Below are 15,749 nucleotides of genomic sequence, written 5' to 3'. Positions count from 1 at the left end.
AAGGACGGAGGCGTCGGCTGATGGGACTCGAGGAACAGTTGCCCAGCGGAATCCTGTTGTCGACCGTCGAGGCGGTGGCGGGCTATGCGCGCAAGGGCTCGCTGTGGCCGGCGACGTTCGGGCTGGCGTGCTGCGCCATCGAGATGATGGGCACCGCGGCCGGCCGCTTCGACATCGCCCGCTTCGGCATGGAGCCGTTCCGTGCATCGCCCCGGCAAGCGGACCTGATGATCGTCGCCGGGCGGGTCAGCCAGAAGATGGCCCCGGTGCTCCGGCAGGTGTACGACCAGATGCCCGAGCCCAAGTGGGTGCTGTCGATGGGCGTGTGCGCCTCGTCGGGCGGGATGTTCAACAACTACGCCATCGTGCAGGGCGTCGACCACGTGGTTCCCGTCGACATCTACCTGCCGGGCTGCCCGCCGCGCCCCGAGATGCTGCTCAACGCCATCATCACGCTGCACGAGCAGATCGGCCGCATGCCGTTGGGCGTCCACCGCGAGCAAGCGGTGCGGGCCGCAGAGGAGGCGGCGCTCGCCTCGCCCACCACGCTCGACCTGAAGGGAAAGCTGCGTTGACCGGCGGGCGGCTGCCGGGCGGCGCGACCGGCGGAGGCATCGGGGCCGAACGCCGCGGACTGTTCGGCGTGCGCGGGTCCGGCGACACCTCCGGCTACGGGCGGTTGGTGCGCAGGGTGCCGGCGCCGCCCGCGGCCCGGCGCCCGTACGGCCGGTGGTTCGACGACGCGGCCGATGCGCTCGCCGCGGGTCTCGAGCATGTGGGAGGCGCCTTCGACGACGCGGTGGAGGCCGTGACGACGGTGTTCGACGAGCTGACGTTGTACGTGCGCCGCGATCACCTGCCGCTGGTGGCGCAGCTGCTGCGGGACGACCCGGCCCTGCGGTTCGAGCTGTGCTTGGGAGTGTCCGGCGTGCATCACCCGGAGCAGGCAGGGCGAGAGCTGCACGCCGTGTACCACCTGTTGTCCATCACTCTGGGCCGGCGGGTGCGCCTGGAGGTGGAGGCGCCCGATTCCGACCCGCACGTGCCCACGCTGACGGGCGTCTATCCCACCACCGACTGGCACGAACGCGAGACCTACGACTTCTTCGGCCTGATCTTCGACGGGCACCCCGCCCTGACCCGGATCGAGATGCCCGACGACTGGGAGGGGTACCCGCAGCGCAAGGACTACCCGCTGGGCGGCATCCCCGTCGAATACCACGGCGCGCAGATCCCGCCGCCCGAGTCGAGGAGGTCCTACAACTGATGTCCGACGGGGCGACCACGCACAGGTCCGGTCCTTTCACGTCCGCCGGCGGGGACTGGGACGAGGTGGCGAACGCGATCCGCGACTCCGGCGACGAGCACATCGTGGTGAACATGGGCCCACAGCACCCGTCCACGCACGGCGTGCTGCGGCTGATCCTCGAGCTCGACGGTGAGACGGTCGTGGAGGCGCGGTGCGGTATCGGGTACCTGCACACCGGAATCGAGAAGAACCTCGAGTTCCGGAACTGGACCCAGGGCGTCACCTTCGTCACCCGCATGGACTACCTGTCGCCGCTGTTCAATGAGGCCGCCTACTGCCTGGGGGTGGAGAAGCTCCTCGGCGTCTCCGGCGACATCCCCGAGCGCGCGAACGTGCTGCGGGTGCTGCTCATGGAGCTCAACCGGATCTCCTCGCACATGGTGGCGCTGGGCACCGCGGGCATGGAGATGGGCGCGGTGACGGTCATGGTCTTCGGGTTCCGTGAACGCGAGCTGGTCATGGACGTCTTCGAGGAGATCACCGGCCTGCGGATGAACCACAACTACATCCGCCCGGGCGGGGTCGGCCGGGACATGCCGGAATCCGCAGTGCCCCTGATCCGCCGGCTCATAGAGACGCTTCCCGGCCGGATCGATCAGCTCGAGAAGCTGCTTACCGACAATCCCATCTGGCGCGGCCGCAACGAGGGCATCGGATACCTGGACCTGGCCGGGTGCATGGCGCTCGGCATCACCGGGCCGGTGCTGCGGTCGACGGGGCTGCCGCACGACCTCCGCCGCAGCGAGCCCTACTGCGGGTACGAGGACTACGAGTTCGAGACGGTGACCGACCGCGGCTGCGACTGCTTCGGCCGGTACCTGATCCGCATCGGCGAGATGCGCGAGTCGCTCAAGATCATCGAGCAGTGCCTGGACCGACTGCGCCCGGGGCCGGTGATGATCGAGGACAAGAAGCTGGCGTGGCCCGCCGACCTGCAGGTGGGCGACGACGGCATCGGCCAGTCCCGCGAGCACGTGCGGCACATCATGGAGTCGTCGATGGAGGGCCTGATCCACCATTTCAAACTGGTGACGGAGGGGTTCCGGGTTCCCGCGGGGCAGGTGTACACGGCGGTGGAGTCGCCGCGCGGCGAGCTGGGCGTGCACATGGTCTCCGACGGCGGCTCCCGCCCGTACCGGGTGCACTTCCGCGACCCGTCGTTCACCAATCTCCAAGCGGTGGCGGCGATGTGCGAAGGCGGGATGGTCTCCGACGTCATCGCATCCGTCGCCAGCATCGATCCGGTGATGGGGGGTGTGGACCGATGACGATCCAGCACCGGTCCTACGTGGACCGTTCCGGGGCCGCGGCGCCGGCGGGCGCCGCGGCCCCGGAACGCAGCTCCTATGCCAGCGGCTCCGCGCCGATGAGCGGGCCGGTGCCCGTCCGTATCGGGCGCGCGGCCTCCGAGGACGGCCGGCTGGTCAAGCCGGGTGCGCGCGAAAGCTACGACGCGGACACCCTGCAGCGGCTCGACGAGGACGCCGCGACGATCATCGCCCGCTACGCCGACCCTTCCGCCGCGGACCCAGAGGGCGGCATCGTGCCCGAGCGTTCGGCGCTCATCCCACTGCTGCACCTGGTCCAGTCCCAGGACGGCTACCTCACGCCGGCGGGCATCGAGTTCTGCGCGCGTCACCTGAGTCTGACCACGGCGGAGGTCACCGCGGTGGCGAGCTTCTACTCGATGTACCGCCGCAACCCCACCGGCACCTATCACGTGGGCGTGTGCACCAACGCGCTGTGCGCCACGCTGGGCGGCGACGAGATCCTCGCGGCACTGCGGCGGCACCTCGGAGTAGGCGTGGGCCCTGACGACACCACGGACGACGGCGCCGTCACCGTCGAACCCATCGAATGCAACGCGGCCTGCGATTTCGCCCCCGTGATGATGGTCAACTGGGAGTTTTTCGACGACCAGACGCCGCGGTCCGCGATCGACGTGGTCGACAGGCTCCGTGCGGGCGAGACCGTGACCCCTACGCGCGGTGCGCGGCTGGGCGACTTCCGCGCCACCTGCCGCACGCTCGCCGGGTTCGACGATGAGCGGCCCGGCGCCCTCGCGGCGGGCGGCGCCGCCGGGCACGCGTCCGTGGCCGGGCTCCGGCTGACCAGCGGCGGCGACGGTGCAGGGACGACGAGCCTGACGCCGGTGCTCAGCGAGGGCTGGGACGACGAGGCCCCGTGGACGCTGGACGGCTACCGGGAGCGCGGGGGGTATGAGGGCCTGCGCGCCGCCCTGGCGATGACGCCCGACGAGGTCGTCACGACGGTGAGCGACTCGGGCCTCCGCGGGCGCGGCGGCGCGGGGTTCCCCACCGGCCGCAAGTGGTCGTTCATCCCCCAGGGCCCCGGCCCGGACGGCCGCACCAAGCCGCATTACCTGGTGGTCAACGCCGACGAGTCCGAGCCGGGCACGTGCAAGGACATTCCGATGATGCTGGCCAACCCGCATGCCCTGGTGGAGGGGGCGGTCATCTCCTGCTACGCGTTCCGCGCGCAGCGCGCGATCATCTATCTGCGCGGCGAGGTGGTGCCGGTGCTGCGCCGCCTGCGGGCGGCCGTAGACGAGGCCTACCGGGCCGGATATCTCGGCCGCGACATCCTCGGCAGCGGCTTCGACCTGGAGCTGATGGTGCACGCCGGTGCCGGCGCGTACATCTGCGGCGAGGAGACCGCACTGCTCGACTCGCTCGAGGGCAAGCGCGGCCAACCGCGGCTGCGCCCGCCGTTCCCCGCCGTGGAGGGGTTGTACGCGTGCCCCACCGTCGTCAACAACGCCGAGTCCATCGCGTCGGTACCGGCGATCCTGCGCCGCGGCGTCGACTGGTTCCGTTCCATGGGCAGCGAGAAGTCGCCCGGCTTCACGCTGTACTCGTTGTCCGGCCACGTGGTGCGGCCGGGGCAATACGAGGCGCCGATGGGCATCACCCTGCGCGAGTTGCTCGACTACGCGGGCGGCGTTCGGGAAGGCCGCCGGCTCAAGTTCTTCACCCCTGGAGGATCGTCCACGCCGATCCTCACCGCCGAACACCTGGACCTGCCGCTGGACTACGAGGGCATGGCGGCGGCCGGTTCGATGCTGGGCACCAAGGCGCTGCAGATCTTCGACGACACCACGTGCGTGCTGCGCACCGTCCTGCGCTGGTCGGAGTTCTACAAACACGAGTCCTGCGGCAAGTGCACGCCGTGCCGGGAGGGCACCTATTGGCTGGTGCAGCTGATGGAGCGGCTCGAGGCCGGACGCGGCACGGAGGAGGACCTGGACACTTTGCTGGACCTGTCCGACAACATCCTCGGCCGCGCGTTCTGCGCGCTGGGCGACGGCGCCACCAGCCCCATCACCTCGTCGATCCAGTATTTCCGGGACGAGTACATCGCACACCTCACGCACGGCGGTTGCCCGTACGACCCGGCCGACGCGACGGTCTACGGCGGGGGTGACCGGGCATGACGGCACCACACGACGGCGCGGGCGGCGCAGCCCGCACTCCCATGGTCACCTTCACCATCGACGGCCGCGAGCTGACTGTGCCGAAGGGCACGCTGGTGATCCGCGCGGCCGAGAGCATCGGGGTCGAGATCCCGCGGTTCTGCGACCACCCGCTCCTGGACCCGGTCGGGGCCTGCCGCCAATGCTTGGTGGAGGTGGAGGGGCAGCGCAAACCACTCGCGTCGTGCACCACCGTGGCCACCGACGGCATGGTGGTGCACACGCAGGAGACCTCGCCGGTGGCGGACAAGGCGCAGCGCGGGGTGATCGAGTTCCTACTGATCAACCACCCGCTGGACTGTCCGGTCTGCGACAAGGGCGGCGAGTGCCCGCTGCAGAACCAGGCGCTGGAGCACGGCGACCCGGAGACCCGCTTCGGCCTGGTCAAGCGCGAGTATCCGAAGCCGATCAACCTGTCCGCACAAATCCTCCTGGACCGCGAACGCTGCGTGCTGTGCGCACGGTGCACGCGGTTCTCCGAACAAATCGCGGGCGACCCGTTCATCGACATGCTCGAACGGGGTGCGCTGCAGCAGGTGGGGGTGTACGGCAAGCAGCCGCTGGAGTCGTACTTCTCCGGCAACACCGTGCAGATCTGCCCCGTCGGGGCGCTCACCGACGTGGACTACCGATTCCGGTCGCGCCCCTTCGACCTCGTGTCCACGCCGTCGGCGTGCGAACACTGCGCGTCGGGCTGCGCGCAGCGCACCGACCACCGGCGCGGCACCGTCCTGCGCCGGTACGCCGGCGAGGACCCGGACGTCAACGAGGAATGGAACTGCGACAAGGGCCGGTTCGCCTTCGCCTACACCGCGGAGCCGAACAGGATCACCGTCCCGTTGGTGCGCGGAGACGACGGAGAACCGGCCCCCGCCTCCTGGCCGGCGGCAGTGCGCGCCGCGGCCCGGGGCCTCGCAGAGGCGGCGGCCCCGGGCGTGCTCGTGGGCGGGCGCAGCACGTGGGAGGACGCCTACGCCTACGCCAAGTTCGCCCGGGTGGTGCTGGGCACCGACGACATCGACCACAGGGTGCGCGTGCACAGCGACGAGGAGGCGGGCTTCCTGGCGCAATGCGTCGCCGGACGCCGACTCGAGGTCACCTACGCCGACCTGGCCGCGGCACCCGTGGTGGTGCTCGCGGGCTTCGAGCCGGAAGAGGAATCGCCCATCGTGTACCTGCGGCTGCGCAAGGCGGCCCGCACGCGGCGCATGCCGGTCTACTCGCTCGCGCCGTTCGCCTCGGCCGGGCTGCGGAGGATGAACGGGCGGCTGCTCGAGACGGTCCCCGGCCACGAACCCGTCGTGCTCGACGGCATCGCGGCGGGCGCCTATGACGATGTCGGCACGCTGCTGCGCCGCCCGGGAGCTGTGATCCTCGCCGGCGAGCGGCTGGCGTCGGCGAAGGGCGCCTTCACCGCCGCCCGTCGTCTGGCCGATGCCACGGGCGCGCGTCTCGCGTGGATACCGCGGCGCGCGGGTGAACGCGGCGGCGTCGAGGCGGGAACCATGCCGGGGTTGCTCCCAGGCGGCCGTCGGCTGGCCGAGCCCGAACACCGCCGGCGGGTGGCGGAGACGTGGGGAATCCCCGATCTTCCCGCCGGTCCGGGCCGGGACACGGCCGGGATCCTCGCAGCGGTACACGCCGGCGACGTCGACGCGCTGCTGGTGGGCGGCGTGGACCCCGACGACCTGCCGGACGCGCGGGGCGCGCGTGGGGCGCTGGCGCGGTGCGGATTCGTGGTGAGCCTGGAAATGCGGCGCACCGCGGTGACCGACGCCGCGAACGTGGTGCTGCCAGTCGCGCCCGTGCAGAACAAGGCGGGAACGTTCCTCGATTGGGAGGGCCGCGGCCGGCCCTTCGACGCGGCGCTTCCGGAGCCGGGACTGCTCTCCGACCTGCGGATCCTGCACGTCCTCGCCGGCCGGATGGGTGTCGATCTGGGACTGCCTCACCTGGATGCCGCGCGCGCCGAGATCGCGTACCTGGGCACCGCTGCGCAGGGCAACGGGAAGCAGGGCTCTGCGGGGCCTGGGGCCGGCCCGTCGACCACTGCGCGGGCGAGTGGGGACGGGGCCGGGCGTGGAGTCGGCGCGCCGGCAGCCGGTCAGGCGGTGCTGTCGACGTGGCGGATGCTGCTCGACCGGGGAGCGATGCAGGACGGGCGCCCCAACCTCGCAGCCACCGCACGCCGGCCGGTGGTCCGATTGTCTGCGGCCACGGCGCAGGAGATAGGCGCGTCCGACGGCGGTGCGGTGACGGTGACGACGCCGCGGGGTGCGGTGACACTGCCGTTGGTGGTGACCGCGATGCCCGACCGCACCGTATGGCTGCCGATGAACTCGCCCGGCAGCGCCGTCTACTCCGTGCTGGGCGCAGCGTCCGGCAGCGTCGTCGGGATCGAGAGGGGTGGTGCGGGGTGACCATCGCGACCATGACCGCAGACGCAGCGCGGGTGCGCGCGGCGGACCAGTTCACCGACCTGTCCGACTTCGGCCGCGACCCCTGGTGGCTGATCCTCGCCAAGGCGATCGTCGTCTTCGCGTTCCTGGTGCTCACCGTGCTGGTGGCCATCCTTATCGAGCGCAAGATCATGGCCTACATGCAAAACCGGGTGGGCCCCAACCGCTGGGGCCCGTGGGGTTCTCTGCAGAGCCTTGTCGACGGCGTCAAGCTCGCACTCAAGGAGGGCATCGTCCCGGTGATGGTGGACCGGCCGGTGTACTTCCTGGCGCCGATCATCGCCGTGGTGCCGGCCATCATGGCGTTCGCGGTGATCCCCTTCGGCCCCGAGGTATCGGTGTTCGGGCACAGCACGCCGCTGCAGCTCACCGACCTGCCGGTGGCCGTCCTCTACATCCTCGCCGTCACGTCGGTGGGCGTCTACGGGATCGTCCTCGCCGGGTGGTCGTCCGGATCCACCTATCCGCTGCTGGGCGGGCTGCGCTCGACGGCGCAGGTCATCTCGTACGAGATCGCGATGGGGCTCACCTTCGCGGCGGTCTTCCTCGCCGCGGGCACGCTGTCGACGTCCGGGATCGTCGCCGCGCAGGGGCGCTTCTGGTATGTGCTGTTGCTGTTCCCGTCGTTCGTGATCTACCTGGTGTCCATGGTGGGGGAGACCAACCGTGCGCCGTTCGACCTGCCCGAAGCAGAGGGGGAGCTGGTCGGCGGCTTCCACACCGAGTACTCGTCGTTGCGCTTCGCGATGTTCATGCTGGCCGAGTACATCAACATGACCACCGTCTCGGCGCTGGCGATCACGATGTTCCTGGGCGGCTGGCAGGCGCCGTGGCCGCTGAGCCTATGGGCCGGCGCCGACAGCGGCTGGTGGCCCGTGCTCTGGTTCGTCATCAAGATCTGGCTGCTTCTGTTCCTGTTCATCTGGCTGCGGTCCACCCTGCCCCGGTTCCGCTACGACCAGTTCATGAACCTGGGCTGGAAGGTCCTCATCCCCGCGGCGCTGCTGTGGGTCATGCTCGTCGCTTTCTACCGGGCGCTGCGGGACGACGGCAAGGACGGAGCGGCGATTGCGCTCATCGTGTGCGGTATCGCGATAGCGATCGCCGTCGTCGTCGGAGTGCGCAGGCACTATGCGGCCGCGCGGGCGGAGGTGCGGGCGGGTGGACCACCGGAGCCGGCGGGTTTCGATGCGGCGTCCGGCGGCTTCCCCGTGCCGCCGCTGCCCGAACAGCGCGGCGAACGTGCCCTGACCGGTCGAGCCGAGGGCGGTGTGGACGCCGGCAGGGACCCGGGCGGCGGGGGACCAGGCGACGGGGGCTCCGAGAACCGGAAGGAGAGCAGCGATGTCTGACCTGGGCGGGATGTTCGAGGGCCTCGGCGTCACCTTCGCGACGATGTTCGCGGAGCCGAACACCGAGTTCTATCCGGAGGAGAAGCGCACGCTGGCCGCCGGGTACCACGGCAGCCACCAGCTCAACCGGTACCCGGACGGGCTGGAGAAGTGCATCGGCTGCGAGCTGTGCGCGTGGGCGTGCCCGGCCGACGCGATCTACGTGGAGGGCTCCGACAACACCGACGAGGAGCGCTACTCGCCGGGCGAGCGTTACGGCAGCGTGTACCAGATCAACTATCTGCGCTGCATCGGGTGCGGGCTGTGCGTCGAGGCGTGTCCCACGCGCGCGCTGACGATGATCGCCGATTACGAGATGGCCGACACCGATCGGGGTGCCCTCATCTACGACAAGGACCGTCTGTTGGCGCCGCTCGAGGAGGGCATGGAGCAGCCGCCGCACCCGATGGCCCCCGGCGCGACGGACGAGGACTATTACCGCGGTGCCGTCGGCCCCGTGGACGGTCCGCAGGAGCAGCGGTGACCCCCGGGCAGGCCGCGGCGCTCGCCGCAGGGACGGGCGGCGCCGGATCGCCGGCAGGTGACGTCGCGGCCACGACCTCCACGGGCGAGGCGGTGCTGTTCTGGCTACTCGCCTCCGTCGCGGTGATCGCCGCGCTGGGCGTCGTGGCGTCCCCGCGTGCCGTCTACTCGGCGCTGTTCCTGGCGTTGACGATGATCATCATGGCCGTGTTCTACATCGCCCAGGGGGCGCTGTTCCTGGGCGTGGTCCAGGTGGTCGTGTACACGGGCGCGGTGATGATGCTGTTCTTGTTCGTGCTCATGCTCGTCGGCATCTCGTCCGAGGAATCGCTGGTGGAGACGCTGAAAGGGCAGCGCGTGGTGTCGATCCTGGTGGGGATCGGCTTCGGGGCGCTGCTGGTCGGCGGCATCGGTCACGCCGTCGCCGCCATGGGGCCGGGCGGCACCGGGGCGCCCGGCCCGGACGGTGACGGGCACGTCGACGCACTCGCGGAGCTCATCTTCGATCGCTATCTCTGGGCCTTCGAGCTCACCGGGGCGCTGCTCATCACCGCGACGGTGGGCGCGATGATCCTGGCCCACCGTGAGCAGATCGGCCCCGTACGCACGCAGCGCGAACGCTCACGCGAGCGGATCCGCACTGGGCGGCACGTGACACCCATGCCCCCGCCCGGCGTTTACGCACGCAACAACGCCGTCGACTCGCCGGCCCGGCTTCCCGACGGAACCTACTCGACGCTGTCGGTCAGCCCGGCCCTGCGGGCCGGGCACACGATCGTCGGCCCGCGCCCCGGCGTCGAGGCGGGCTCCGCGGCACCCCCTCCCACATCTTCCGGAACATCCTCCGGCACAGCGCAGGCGGTGGACGGCGGGACGCAGGCGCTGGACGATGGGGACCCGGACGATGGAGGACGGGGGCCGGCCTCATGAACCCCGACAACTACCTGTACCTGGCCGCCATCCTGTTCACGATCGGCGCGGTGGGCGTACTTGTACGGCGCAACGCCCTGGTCGTGTTCATGTGCATCGAGCTCATGCTCAACTCCGCCAATCTCGCGTTCGTGACGTTCTCGCGCAGGCTGGGCAGCCTCGACGGGCAGGTGCTGGCCTTCTTCACCATGGTCGTCGCGGCGGCCGAGGTGGTGGTGGGCCTGGCGATCATCATGACCGTGTTCCGGACGCGCCGCAGCACGTCCGTCGACGAGGCCGACGAGCTGAGGGGGTGACGGCGCGATGACGGTGATGGACTCCGCGTCCGGCCACGGCGCGGCGGTGGCCGCGGACATGGCCGGCGGCGCCGCGTCGGTGCTGTGGCTGGTGCCCGCGCTGCCGGCGGCAGGCGCGCTGCTGCTGCTCGTGGTGGGCCGGCGCAGCGACCGATGGGGCCACCTGCTCGGCTGCGCCACGGCGCTCGCGGCATTCGGGCTGGGCCTCGCATTGTGGTCGCAGATGCTCGGCCAGGATGCGGCGGCGCGGACGGCGGACAAGGACCTGTTCAGTTGGGTGCCGGTGGGGGATTTCCACGTCGACTTCGGACTGCTGCTCGACCCGCTGTCGCTGTGCTTCGTCCTGCTCATCACGGGCGTGGGATCGTTGATCCACATTTACTCGATCGGCTACATGGCGCACGGCCCCGACCCGGCCGGCCGCTTCGCCGGGGACGCGCCGGGGCGGCGGCTGTTCTTCGCCTACCTCAACCTGTTCCTGGCCGCGATGCTCGTACTCGTGCTCTCCGACAACTACCTGGGGCTCTACCTGGGCTGGGAGGGGGTGGGCCTGGCCTCCTACCTGCTCATCGGATTCTGGCAGTACCGGCCCACCGCGGCCACCGCGGCCAAGAAGGCGTTCGTGGTCAACCGCGTCGGCGACATGGGGATGGTCATCGCCATGATGATCATGTTCGCCGTGGTCGGATCGGTCGGCTTCGGCGACGTGTTCGGGGCGGCCGGCGCCATGGGTGAGGGCACGCTCAACGCGATCGGCCTGATGCTCGTGGTGGCCGCGTGCGCGAAGTCCGCCCAGGTGCCGTTGCAGTCCTGGCTCGGTGACGCGATGGAGGGCCCCACGCCGGTCTCGGCGCTGATCCACGCTGCGACGATGGTGACGGCAGGCGTGTATCTCATCGTGCGTTCCGGTCCGATCTTCGACCTCGCCGAGGGTGCTCGTACCGCGGTGCTCGTGGTCGGGACGGTGACGGTGCTCTTCGGCGCCGTGATCGGCTGCGCCAAGGACGACATCAAAAAGGCGCTCGCGGCGTCGACGATGAGCCAGATCGGATACATGGTCCTGGCCGCGGGGCTGGGGCCGGCCGGATACGCGTTCGCCATCCTGCACCTGCTCACGCACGGCTTCTTCAAGGCCGGGCTGTTCATGGGCGCCGGGTCGGTGATGCACGGGATGCACGACGAGGTGGACATGCGCCGGCTCGGCGGACTGCGCAGCGTAATGCCGATCACGTTCATCACCTTCGGGCTCGGGTACCTGGCGATCATCGGGATACCTCCGCTGTCCGGGTTCTTCTCGAAGGACAAGATCATCGAGGCCGCCTTCGCCCACGGCGGCGCGGCGGGCACGGCGCTGGGCGCAGCGGCGATCGTGGGTGCCGGGCTCACCGCCTTCTATATGACGCGCGTGATGCTCATGACGTTCTTCGGTGAGCGGCGCTGGCAGCCCACGCTCGAAGAGTCCACAGGCGAGGTGAGCATGCCCGAGCCGGAGGAGGCGCCGTCGTCGATGACCGTGCCGATGATCGTGCTGGCCCTCGGGTCGATCTTCGCGGGCGGCCTGCTCACCATCGGCGACCGCTTGGAGCACTGGCTCGAACCGGTGGTGGGCGCCGCGCACAGCGCGCCGCCGATCCCGGTCTGGGCGATCACGGTCATCACGCTGGCCGTCGTGCTCGTCGGCGTCGGAGCCGCCTACCGCGCCTACGCGATGCGGTCGGTCCCCGCGACCGCGCCCGGCGACGTCTCCGTGCTGACGACTGCGGCCCGCAAGGACCTCTACGGCGACGCGTTCAACGAGGGCGTGTTCATGCGGCCCGGCGCGGCGCTCACCGATTCCCTCACCGTGGTCGAGCACGACGGGATCGACAGGTTCGTCGACGCGTGCGCGGCAGCCGCCTTGGCGCTGTCCCGCGCGGCCCGCAGGGTGCAGACGGGGTTTGTACGCAGTTACGCGCTCACCATGTTCGCGGGCGTCGCGATAGTGCTGGCCATCGTCGTGCTGGGGAGGGCGTGGTGAACGGATTCCCCTGGCTCACGCTCCTGTGGGCGCTGCCTGCGGCCGGCGCGTTCGGCGTGTTCGCGGTGCCCCGCGGGCGGCCCGCCGTGGCGAAGGCAGTGGCGCTGGCGGTCGCGGTGGCGACGTTCGCGGTGGCCGTGGTCCTGGTGGTGGGCTTCGACGCCGGCGGGGCGCGCTACCAGTTCGTCGAGCAGCACCAGTGGATCCGCTCGCTCGGGGTGGGCTACCACCTGGGCCTCGACGGTATCGGCCTGGCGCTGGTGCTGCTCACCGCAGTGCTGGTGCCGCTTCTGCTGCTCGCCGGCTGGCACGACCCGGGCGGGGGCGGCCGTCGGGCGCACACCTACGTGGCGCTGGTGCTGGCGACCACGGCCATGGTGATGATCTCCTTCACCGCGCTGGACGTGTTCCTGTTCTATGTGGTGTTCGAAGCGATGCTGATGCCGCTGTATTTTCTTATCGGCGGCTACGGGCAGGACGCACGCGAGGCCGGCGCGCGGTCGCGCGCCGCCGTGCGCTTCCTGCTGTACAACCTGCTGGGCGGGCTGATCATGTTGGCGGCGGTGATCGGGCTGTACGTGGCCACGGCGGGCGACGACAGCCCGTTCGCCTCCGGGACATTCGACCTGCCTGCCATCGCGCGGGCGGTCTCCTCGGGGGATCTGGCGATCTCCGCCCCGGTGGCCAACGCGCTGTTCCTGGGCTTCATGTTCGCGTTCGCGGTCAAGGCGCCGCTGTGGCCGTTGCACACGTGGCTACCGGACGCCGCCGTCTACACCACGCCCACCGTCGCGGTGCTGATGATGGCGGTGGTCGACAAGGTCGGCACCTTCGCGATGCTCCGCTTCGCCGTCGAGCTGTTCCCCGACGCGGCACGGACCTTCGCTCCGTGGATCGTCGGGCTCTCGGTGGTGGCGGTGGTCTACGGCGCGATGCTCGCCATCGGGCAGCGCGACGTGATGCGCCTGATCGCCTACACCTCGATCTCCCACTTCGGCTTCATCATTCTGGGCATTTTCGCGCTCACCAGCCAGGGGCAGTCCGGCTCCACGCTGTACATGGTCAACCACGGCCTCTCGACAGCGGCGTTGTTCCTCATCGCCGGGTTCCTCGTCACCCGCCGGGGCACGCGCACCATCGCAGCGTACGGCGGCATCCAACGGGTGGCGCCCGTGCTCGCGGGGACCTTCCTCGTGGCGGGGATGGCGACGCTGTCGCTGCCAGGGTTGGCGCCGTTCATCAGCGAGTTCCTGGTGCTCATCGGCACCTACACGCGGTACGGTGCCGCGGCGATCATCGCGACGGCGGCGCTGGTGCTGTCCGCCGTCTACATCCTTTGGCTATACCAACGCGTCATGGGGGGCAGGACGGACGACGGCAACAGGCACATCCGCGACCTGCGGCCCAGGGAGATCGTCGCGGTCGCGCCGCTGATCGTGCTACTGCTGGTGCTGGGGCTCTACCCCAAGCCGATCCTCGACGTGATCGATCCGGCGGTGGAGTCCACACTCACGTCGGTGCACTCGTCCGATCCACCGCCGACGGTGCGCGGCGGTGTGCCCGCGGTGGCCGAGGCGCCGGGCGGCGGACCGGCCGGTGCGGAAGGGGGGCATCCGTGAACCCGGCGGACCTGCTCGCGGCGCAGCCGGCGCCGCACATCGACTACGCGGCGCTCTCGCCGATGATCGTGGTGTTCGCCGCCGCAGTGGTGGGCGTGCTGATGGAGGCGTTCTCGCCCCACCGCGGACGGTTCACGGCCCAGGCCGTACTCAGTGGGACGGGGCTGGTCGGCGCGTTCGCAGCCGTGATCGTGCTGGCCATGCGCGGCACCGGGCGCACCGTGATGGCCGGTTCCGTGACGGTCGACGGGGCCGCGCTGTTCCTCCAGGGGACGATCCTCGTCGTGGGATTCCTGTCGCTCATGCTCTTCGCCGACAGGCGCCTGACGGTGCACCGCCCGGTACGGGAGGGGGCCGCGGCGGGCGCGGGGGCGCCGTTCTTCGCCCCACAGGCGTCCGCGGTCCCCGGCGGTGCGGACGAGGCCCTTGCGCGGCGCGCAGGCATCGTCCAGTCGGAGATCTTCCCGCTCGCGATGTTCTCCGTCGGCGGCATGATGCTGTTCCCCGCGTCCGCCGACTTGATCACGATGTTCATCGCCCTCGAGGTGCTTTCGCTCCCGCTGTACCTGCTGTGCGGGCTCGCACGGCACCGGCGCCTGATCTCGCAGGAGGCGGCGCTCAAATACTTTCTGCTGGGCGCGTACTCCTCGGCGTTCTTCATCTTCGGCGCGGCCCTCCTCTACGGGTACGCCGGCACCGTGTCGCTCGACGGCATCGCCGAAGCCGCACGGGCGAGCGTCGAAGCCGACGGGCCGGGAGGCACGACGGTGCTTGCACTCGTCGGTGCGGGTCTGCTCGGCATGGGCCTGCTGTTCAAAGTGGGCGCGGTGCCGTTTCATTCGTGGATACCGGATGTGTATCAGGGCGCACCGACCCCGGTGACCGCGTTCATGGCGTCGGCGACGAAGATCGCGGCCTTCGGCGCGCTGCTGCGGGTGTTCGTGGTGGCGTTGCCGGCGCTCCACGACCAGTGGCGCCCGGTCCTGTGGGCGGTGGCGATCGCGACGATGGTCTACGGCTCCATCGTGGCGCTGACGCAGACCGACATCAAGCGAATGCTGGCGTACTCGTCGGTGTCGCACATCGGGTTCATGCTCACCGCTGTGGTCCCGGCATCCGGCGACGGCCTGTCGGCGGTTCTGTTCTACCTGGCCGCGTACGGGGTGAGCGCGGTCGGGGCGTTCGCGTTGGCGGGCCTGGTGCGCAGCGCCGCAGCGGACGGCTCGGGGGACGGCGTTGCGCCCGAAGAGCCGGACACCGCGCAGTGGGCCGGACTGGGTCGGCGTCACCCGGTGTTCGGCTCGGCCCTGGCGCTGCTGCTGCTCGCTTTCGCCGGGATACCGCTCACCAGCGGGTTCGTGGCGAAGTTCGTGGTGTTCTCCGCGGCGCTCGGCGGTGGCGAGACGGCGCTGGTGATCGTCGGGGTGGTGTGCAGCGCCATCGCCGCCTTCTTCTACATCCGCGTCATCGTGCTGATGTTCTTCGCCGACCCGGACGGGGACACCCCCGTCGTGGCCGCGCCCGGCGCGCTCACTGCCGTCGCCGTGGCGGTGAGCGTGGTCGTGACGATCGTGCTCGGGGTGGCGCCGCAGCCGCTGCTCGACCTTGCGGACAAGGCAGCCCCGTTCCTCCATTGACTCGAGCGCGACTAGGCGCCGCAGGCGATGGAGTCCGCAAAGGTCGCGATTTACGGGGAGTGTCGTTATGGTATCGATACGACATTGATGCGACTATGCGTTACAGCATTGCCGG

12 protein-coding genes are annotated in these 15,749 nt (G+C 70.4%); all 12 read left to right on the top strand.

The features are described from left to right. Positions 1-20 precede the first annotated feature (20 nt). The 12 genes from JJ683_RS10175 to nuoN are packed head-to-tail and all read left to right on the top strand — an operon-like array spanning position 21 to position 15,634. Entirely contained in the window at positions 21-575 is a 555-nt protein-coding gene (locus tag JJ683_RS10175; protein ID WP_200173763.1) for a NuoB/complex I 20 kDa subunit family protein, read from the top strand. Continuing rightward, positions 572-1,267 carry an NADH-quinone oxidoreductase subunit C gene (locus JJ683_RS10170; RefSeq protein ID WP_200173761.1) on the top strand — a complete coding sequence of 232 codons (696 nt, stop codon included), beginning with the start codon at positions 572-574 and terminating at the stop codon, positions 1,265-1,267. The genes JJ683_RS10175 and JJ683_RS10170 overlap by 4 nt, the downstream gene beginning before the upstream one ends. Then, positions 1,267-2,577 carry an NADH dehydrogenase (quinone) subunit D gene (locus JJ683_RS10165; protein ID WP_200173758.1) on the top strand — a complete coding sequence of 437 codons (1,311 nt, stop codon included), beginning with the start codon at positions 1,267-1,269 and terminating at the stop codon, positions 2,575-2,577. The genes JJ683_RS10170 and JJ683_RS10165 overlap by 1 nt, the downstream gene beginning before the upstream one ends. Then, the gene (gene nuoF, locus JJ683_RS10160) at positions 2,574-4,763 is read left to right on the top strand and encodes an NADH-quinone oxidoreductase subunit NuoF (protein ID WP_372435281.1); all 2,190 of its coding nucleotides are present in this window, start codon (positions 2,574-2,576) and stop codon (positions 4,761-4,763) included. Before JJ683_RS10165 ends, nuoF begins: the two co-directional genes overlap by 4 nt. Continuing rightward, the gene (locus tag JJ683_RS10155; RefSeq protein ID WP_200173756.1) at positions 4,760-7,222 is read left to right on the top strand and encodes an NADH-quinone oxidoreductase subunit G; all 2,463 of its coding nucleotides are present in this window, start codon (positions 4,760-4,762) and stop codon (positions 7,220-7,222) included. The genes nuoF and JJ683_RS10155 overlap by 4 nt, the downstream gene beginning before the upstream one ends. Positions 7,223-7,233: 11 nt before the next feature. Further along, positions 7,234-8,613, top strand: a complete 1,380-nt coding sequence (gene nuoH, locus JJ683_RS10150; RefSeq protein WP_200173754.1) for an NADH-quinone oxidoreductase subunit NuoH — start codon at positions 7,234-7,236, stop codon at positions 8,611-8,613. After that, positions 8,606-9,136, top strand: a complete 531-nt coding sequence (gene nuoI / locus JJ683_RS10145) for an NADH-quinone oxidoreductase subunit NuoI (protein WP_200173752.1) — start codon at positions 8,606-8,608, stop codon at positions 9,134-9,136. Before nuoH ends, nuoI begins: the two co-directional genes overlap by 8 nt. Then, a complete protein-coding gene (locus JJ683_RS10140; RefSeq protein WP_200173750.1) occupies positions 9,133-10,065 on the top strand; it encodes an NADH-quinone oxidoreductase subunit J in 933 nt (310 codons plus the stop codon). The genes nuoI and JJ683_RS10140 overlap by 4 nt, the downstream gene beginning before the upstream one ends. Further along, the gene (gene nuoK / locus JJ683_RS10135; RefSeq protein ID WP_200173748.1) at positions 10,062-10,361 is read left to right on the top strand and encodes an NADH-quinone oxidoreductase subunit NuoK; all 300 of its coding nucleotides are present in this window, start codon (positions 10,062-10,064) and stop codon (positions 10,359-10,361) included. The genes JJ683_RS10140 and nuoK overlap by 4 nt, the downstream gene beginning before the upstream one ends. Before the next feature lie 58 nt (positions 10,362-10,419). Next, positions 10,420-12,378, top strand: a complete 1,959-nt coding sequence (gene nuoL, locus JJ683_RS10130; RefSeq protein WP_200173830.1) for an NADH-quinone oxidoreductase subunit L — start codon at positions 10,420-10,422, stop codon at positions 12,376-12,378. Next, a complete protein-coding gene (locus JJ683_RS10125; RefSeq protein ID WP_200173746.1) occupies positions 12,375-13,997 on the top strand; it encodes an NADH-quinone oxidoreductase subunit M in 1,623 nt (540 codons plus the stop codon). The genes nuoL and JJ683_RS10125 overlap by 4 nt, the downstream gene beginning before the upstream one ends. Next, the gene (gene nuoN / locus JJ683_RS10120; protein WP_307810831.1) at positions 13,994-15,634 is read left to right on the top strand and encodes an NADH-quinone oxidoreductase subunit NuoN; all 1,641 of its coding nucleotides are present in this window, start codon (positions 13,994-13,996) and stop codon (positions 15,632-15,634) included. Before JJ683_RS10125 ends, nuoN begins: the two co-directional genes overlap by 4 nt. The last annotated feature ends 115 nt before the right edge of the window (positions 15,635-15,749 follow it).

The organism is Tomitella cavernea (assembly GCF_016599145.1).
Classification (GTDB): domain Bacteria; phylum Actinomycetota; class Actinomycetes; order Mycobacteriales; family Mycobacteriaceae; genus Tomitella; species Tomitella cavernae.
Note: the sequence above shows the minus strand (reverse complement) of the source record. Positions and strands in the feature narration are given on the sequence as shown.

What these genes read in the sequence shown, in the direction of transcription:
- nuoI (WP_200173752.1), top strand. Translation starts at nt 8,606, where the DNA reads ATGTCTGACCTGGGCGGGATGTTCGAGGGCCTCGGCGTCACCTTCGCG.
- nuoL (WP_200173830.1), top strand. Translation starts at nt 10,420, where the DNA reads ATGGCCGGCGGCGCCGCGTCGGTGCTGTGGCTGGTGCCCGCGCTGCCG.
- nuoH (WP_200173754.1), top strand. Translation starts at nt 7,234, where the DNA reads ATGACCGCAGACGCAGCGCGGGTGCGCGCGGCGGACCAGTTCACCGAC.
- nuoF (WP_372435281.1), top strand. Translation starts at nt 2,574, where the DNA reads ATGACGATCCAGCACCGGTCCTACGTGGACCGTTCCGGGGCCGCGGCG.
- nuoK (WP_200173748.1), top strand. Translation starts at nt 10,062, where the DNA reads ATGAACCCCGACAACTACCTGTACCTGGCCGCCATCCTGTTCACGATC.
- JJ683_RS10175 (WP_200173763.1), top strand. Translation starts at nt 21, where the DNA reads ATGGGACTCGAGGAACAGTTGCCCAGCGGAATCCTGTTGTCGACCGTC.
- JJ683_RS10155 (WP_200173756.1), top strand. Translation starts at nt 4,760, where the DNA reads ATGACGGCACCACACGACGGCGCGGGCGGCGCAGCCCGCACTCCCATG.
- JJ683_RS10165 (WP_200173758.1), top strand. Translation starts at nt 1,267, where the DNA reads ATGTCCGACGGGGCGACCACGCACAGGTCCGGTCCTTTCACGTCCGCC.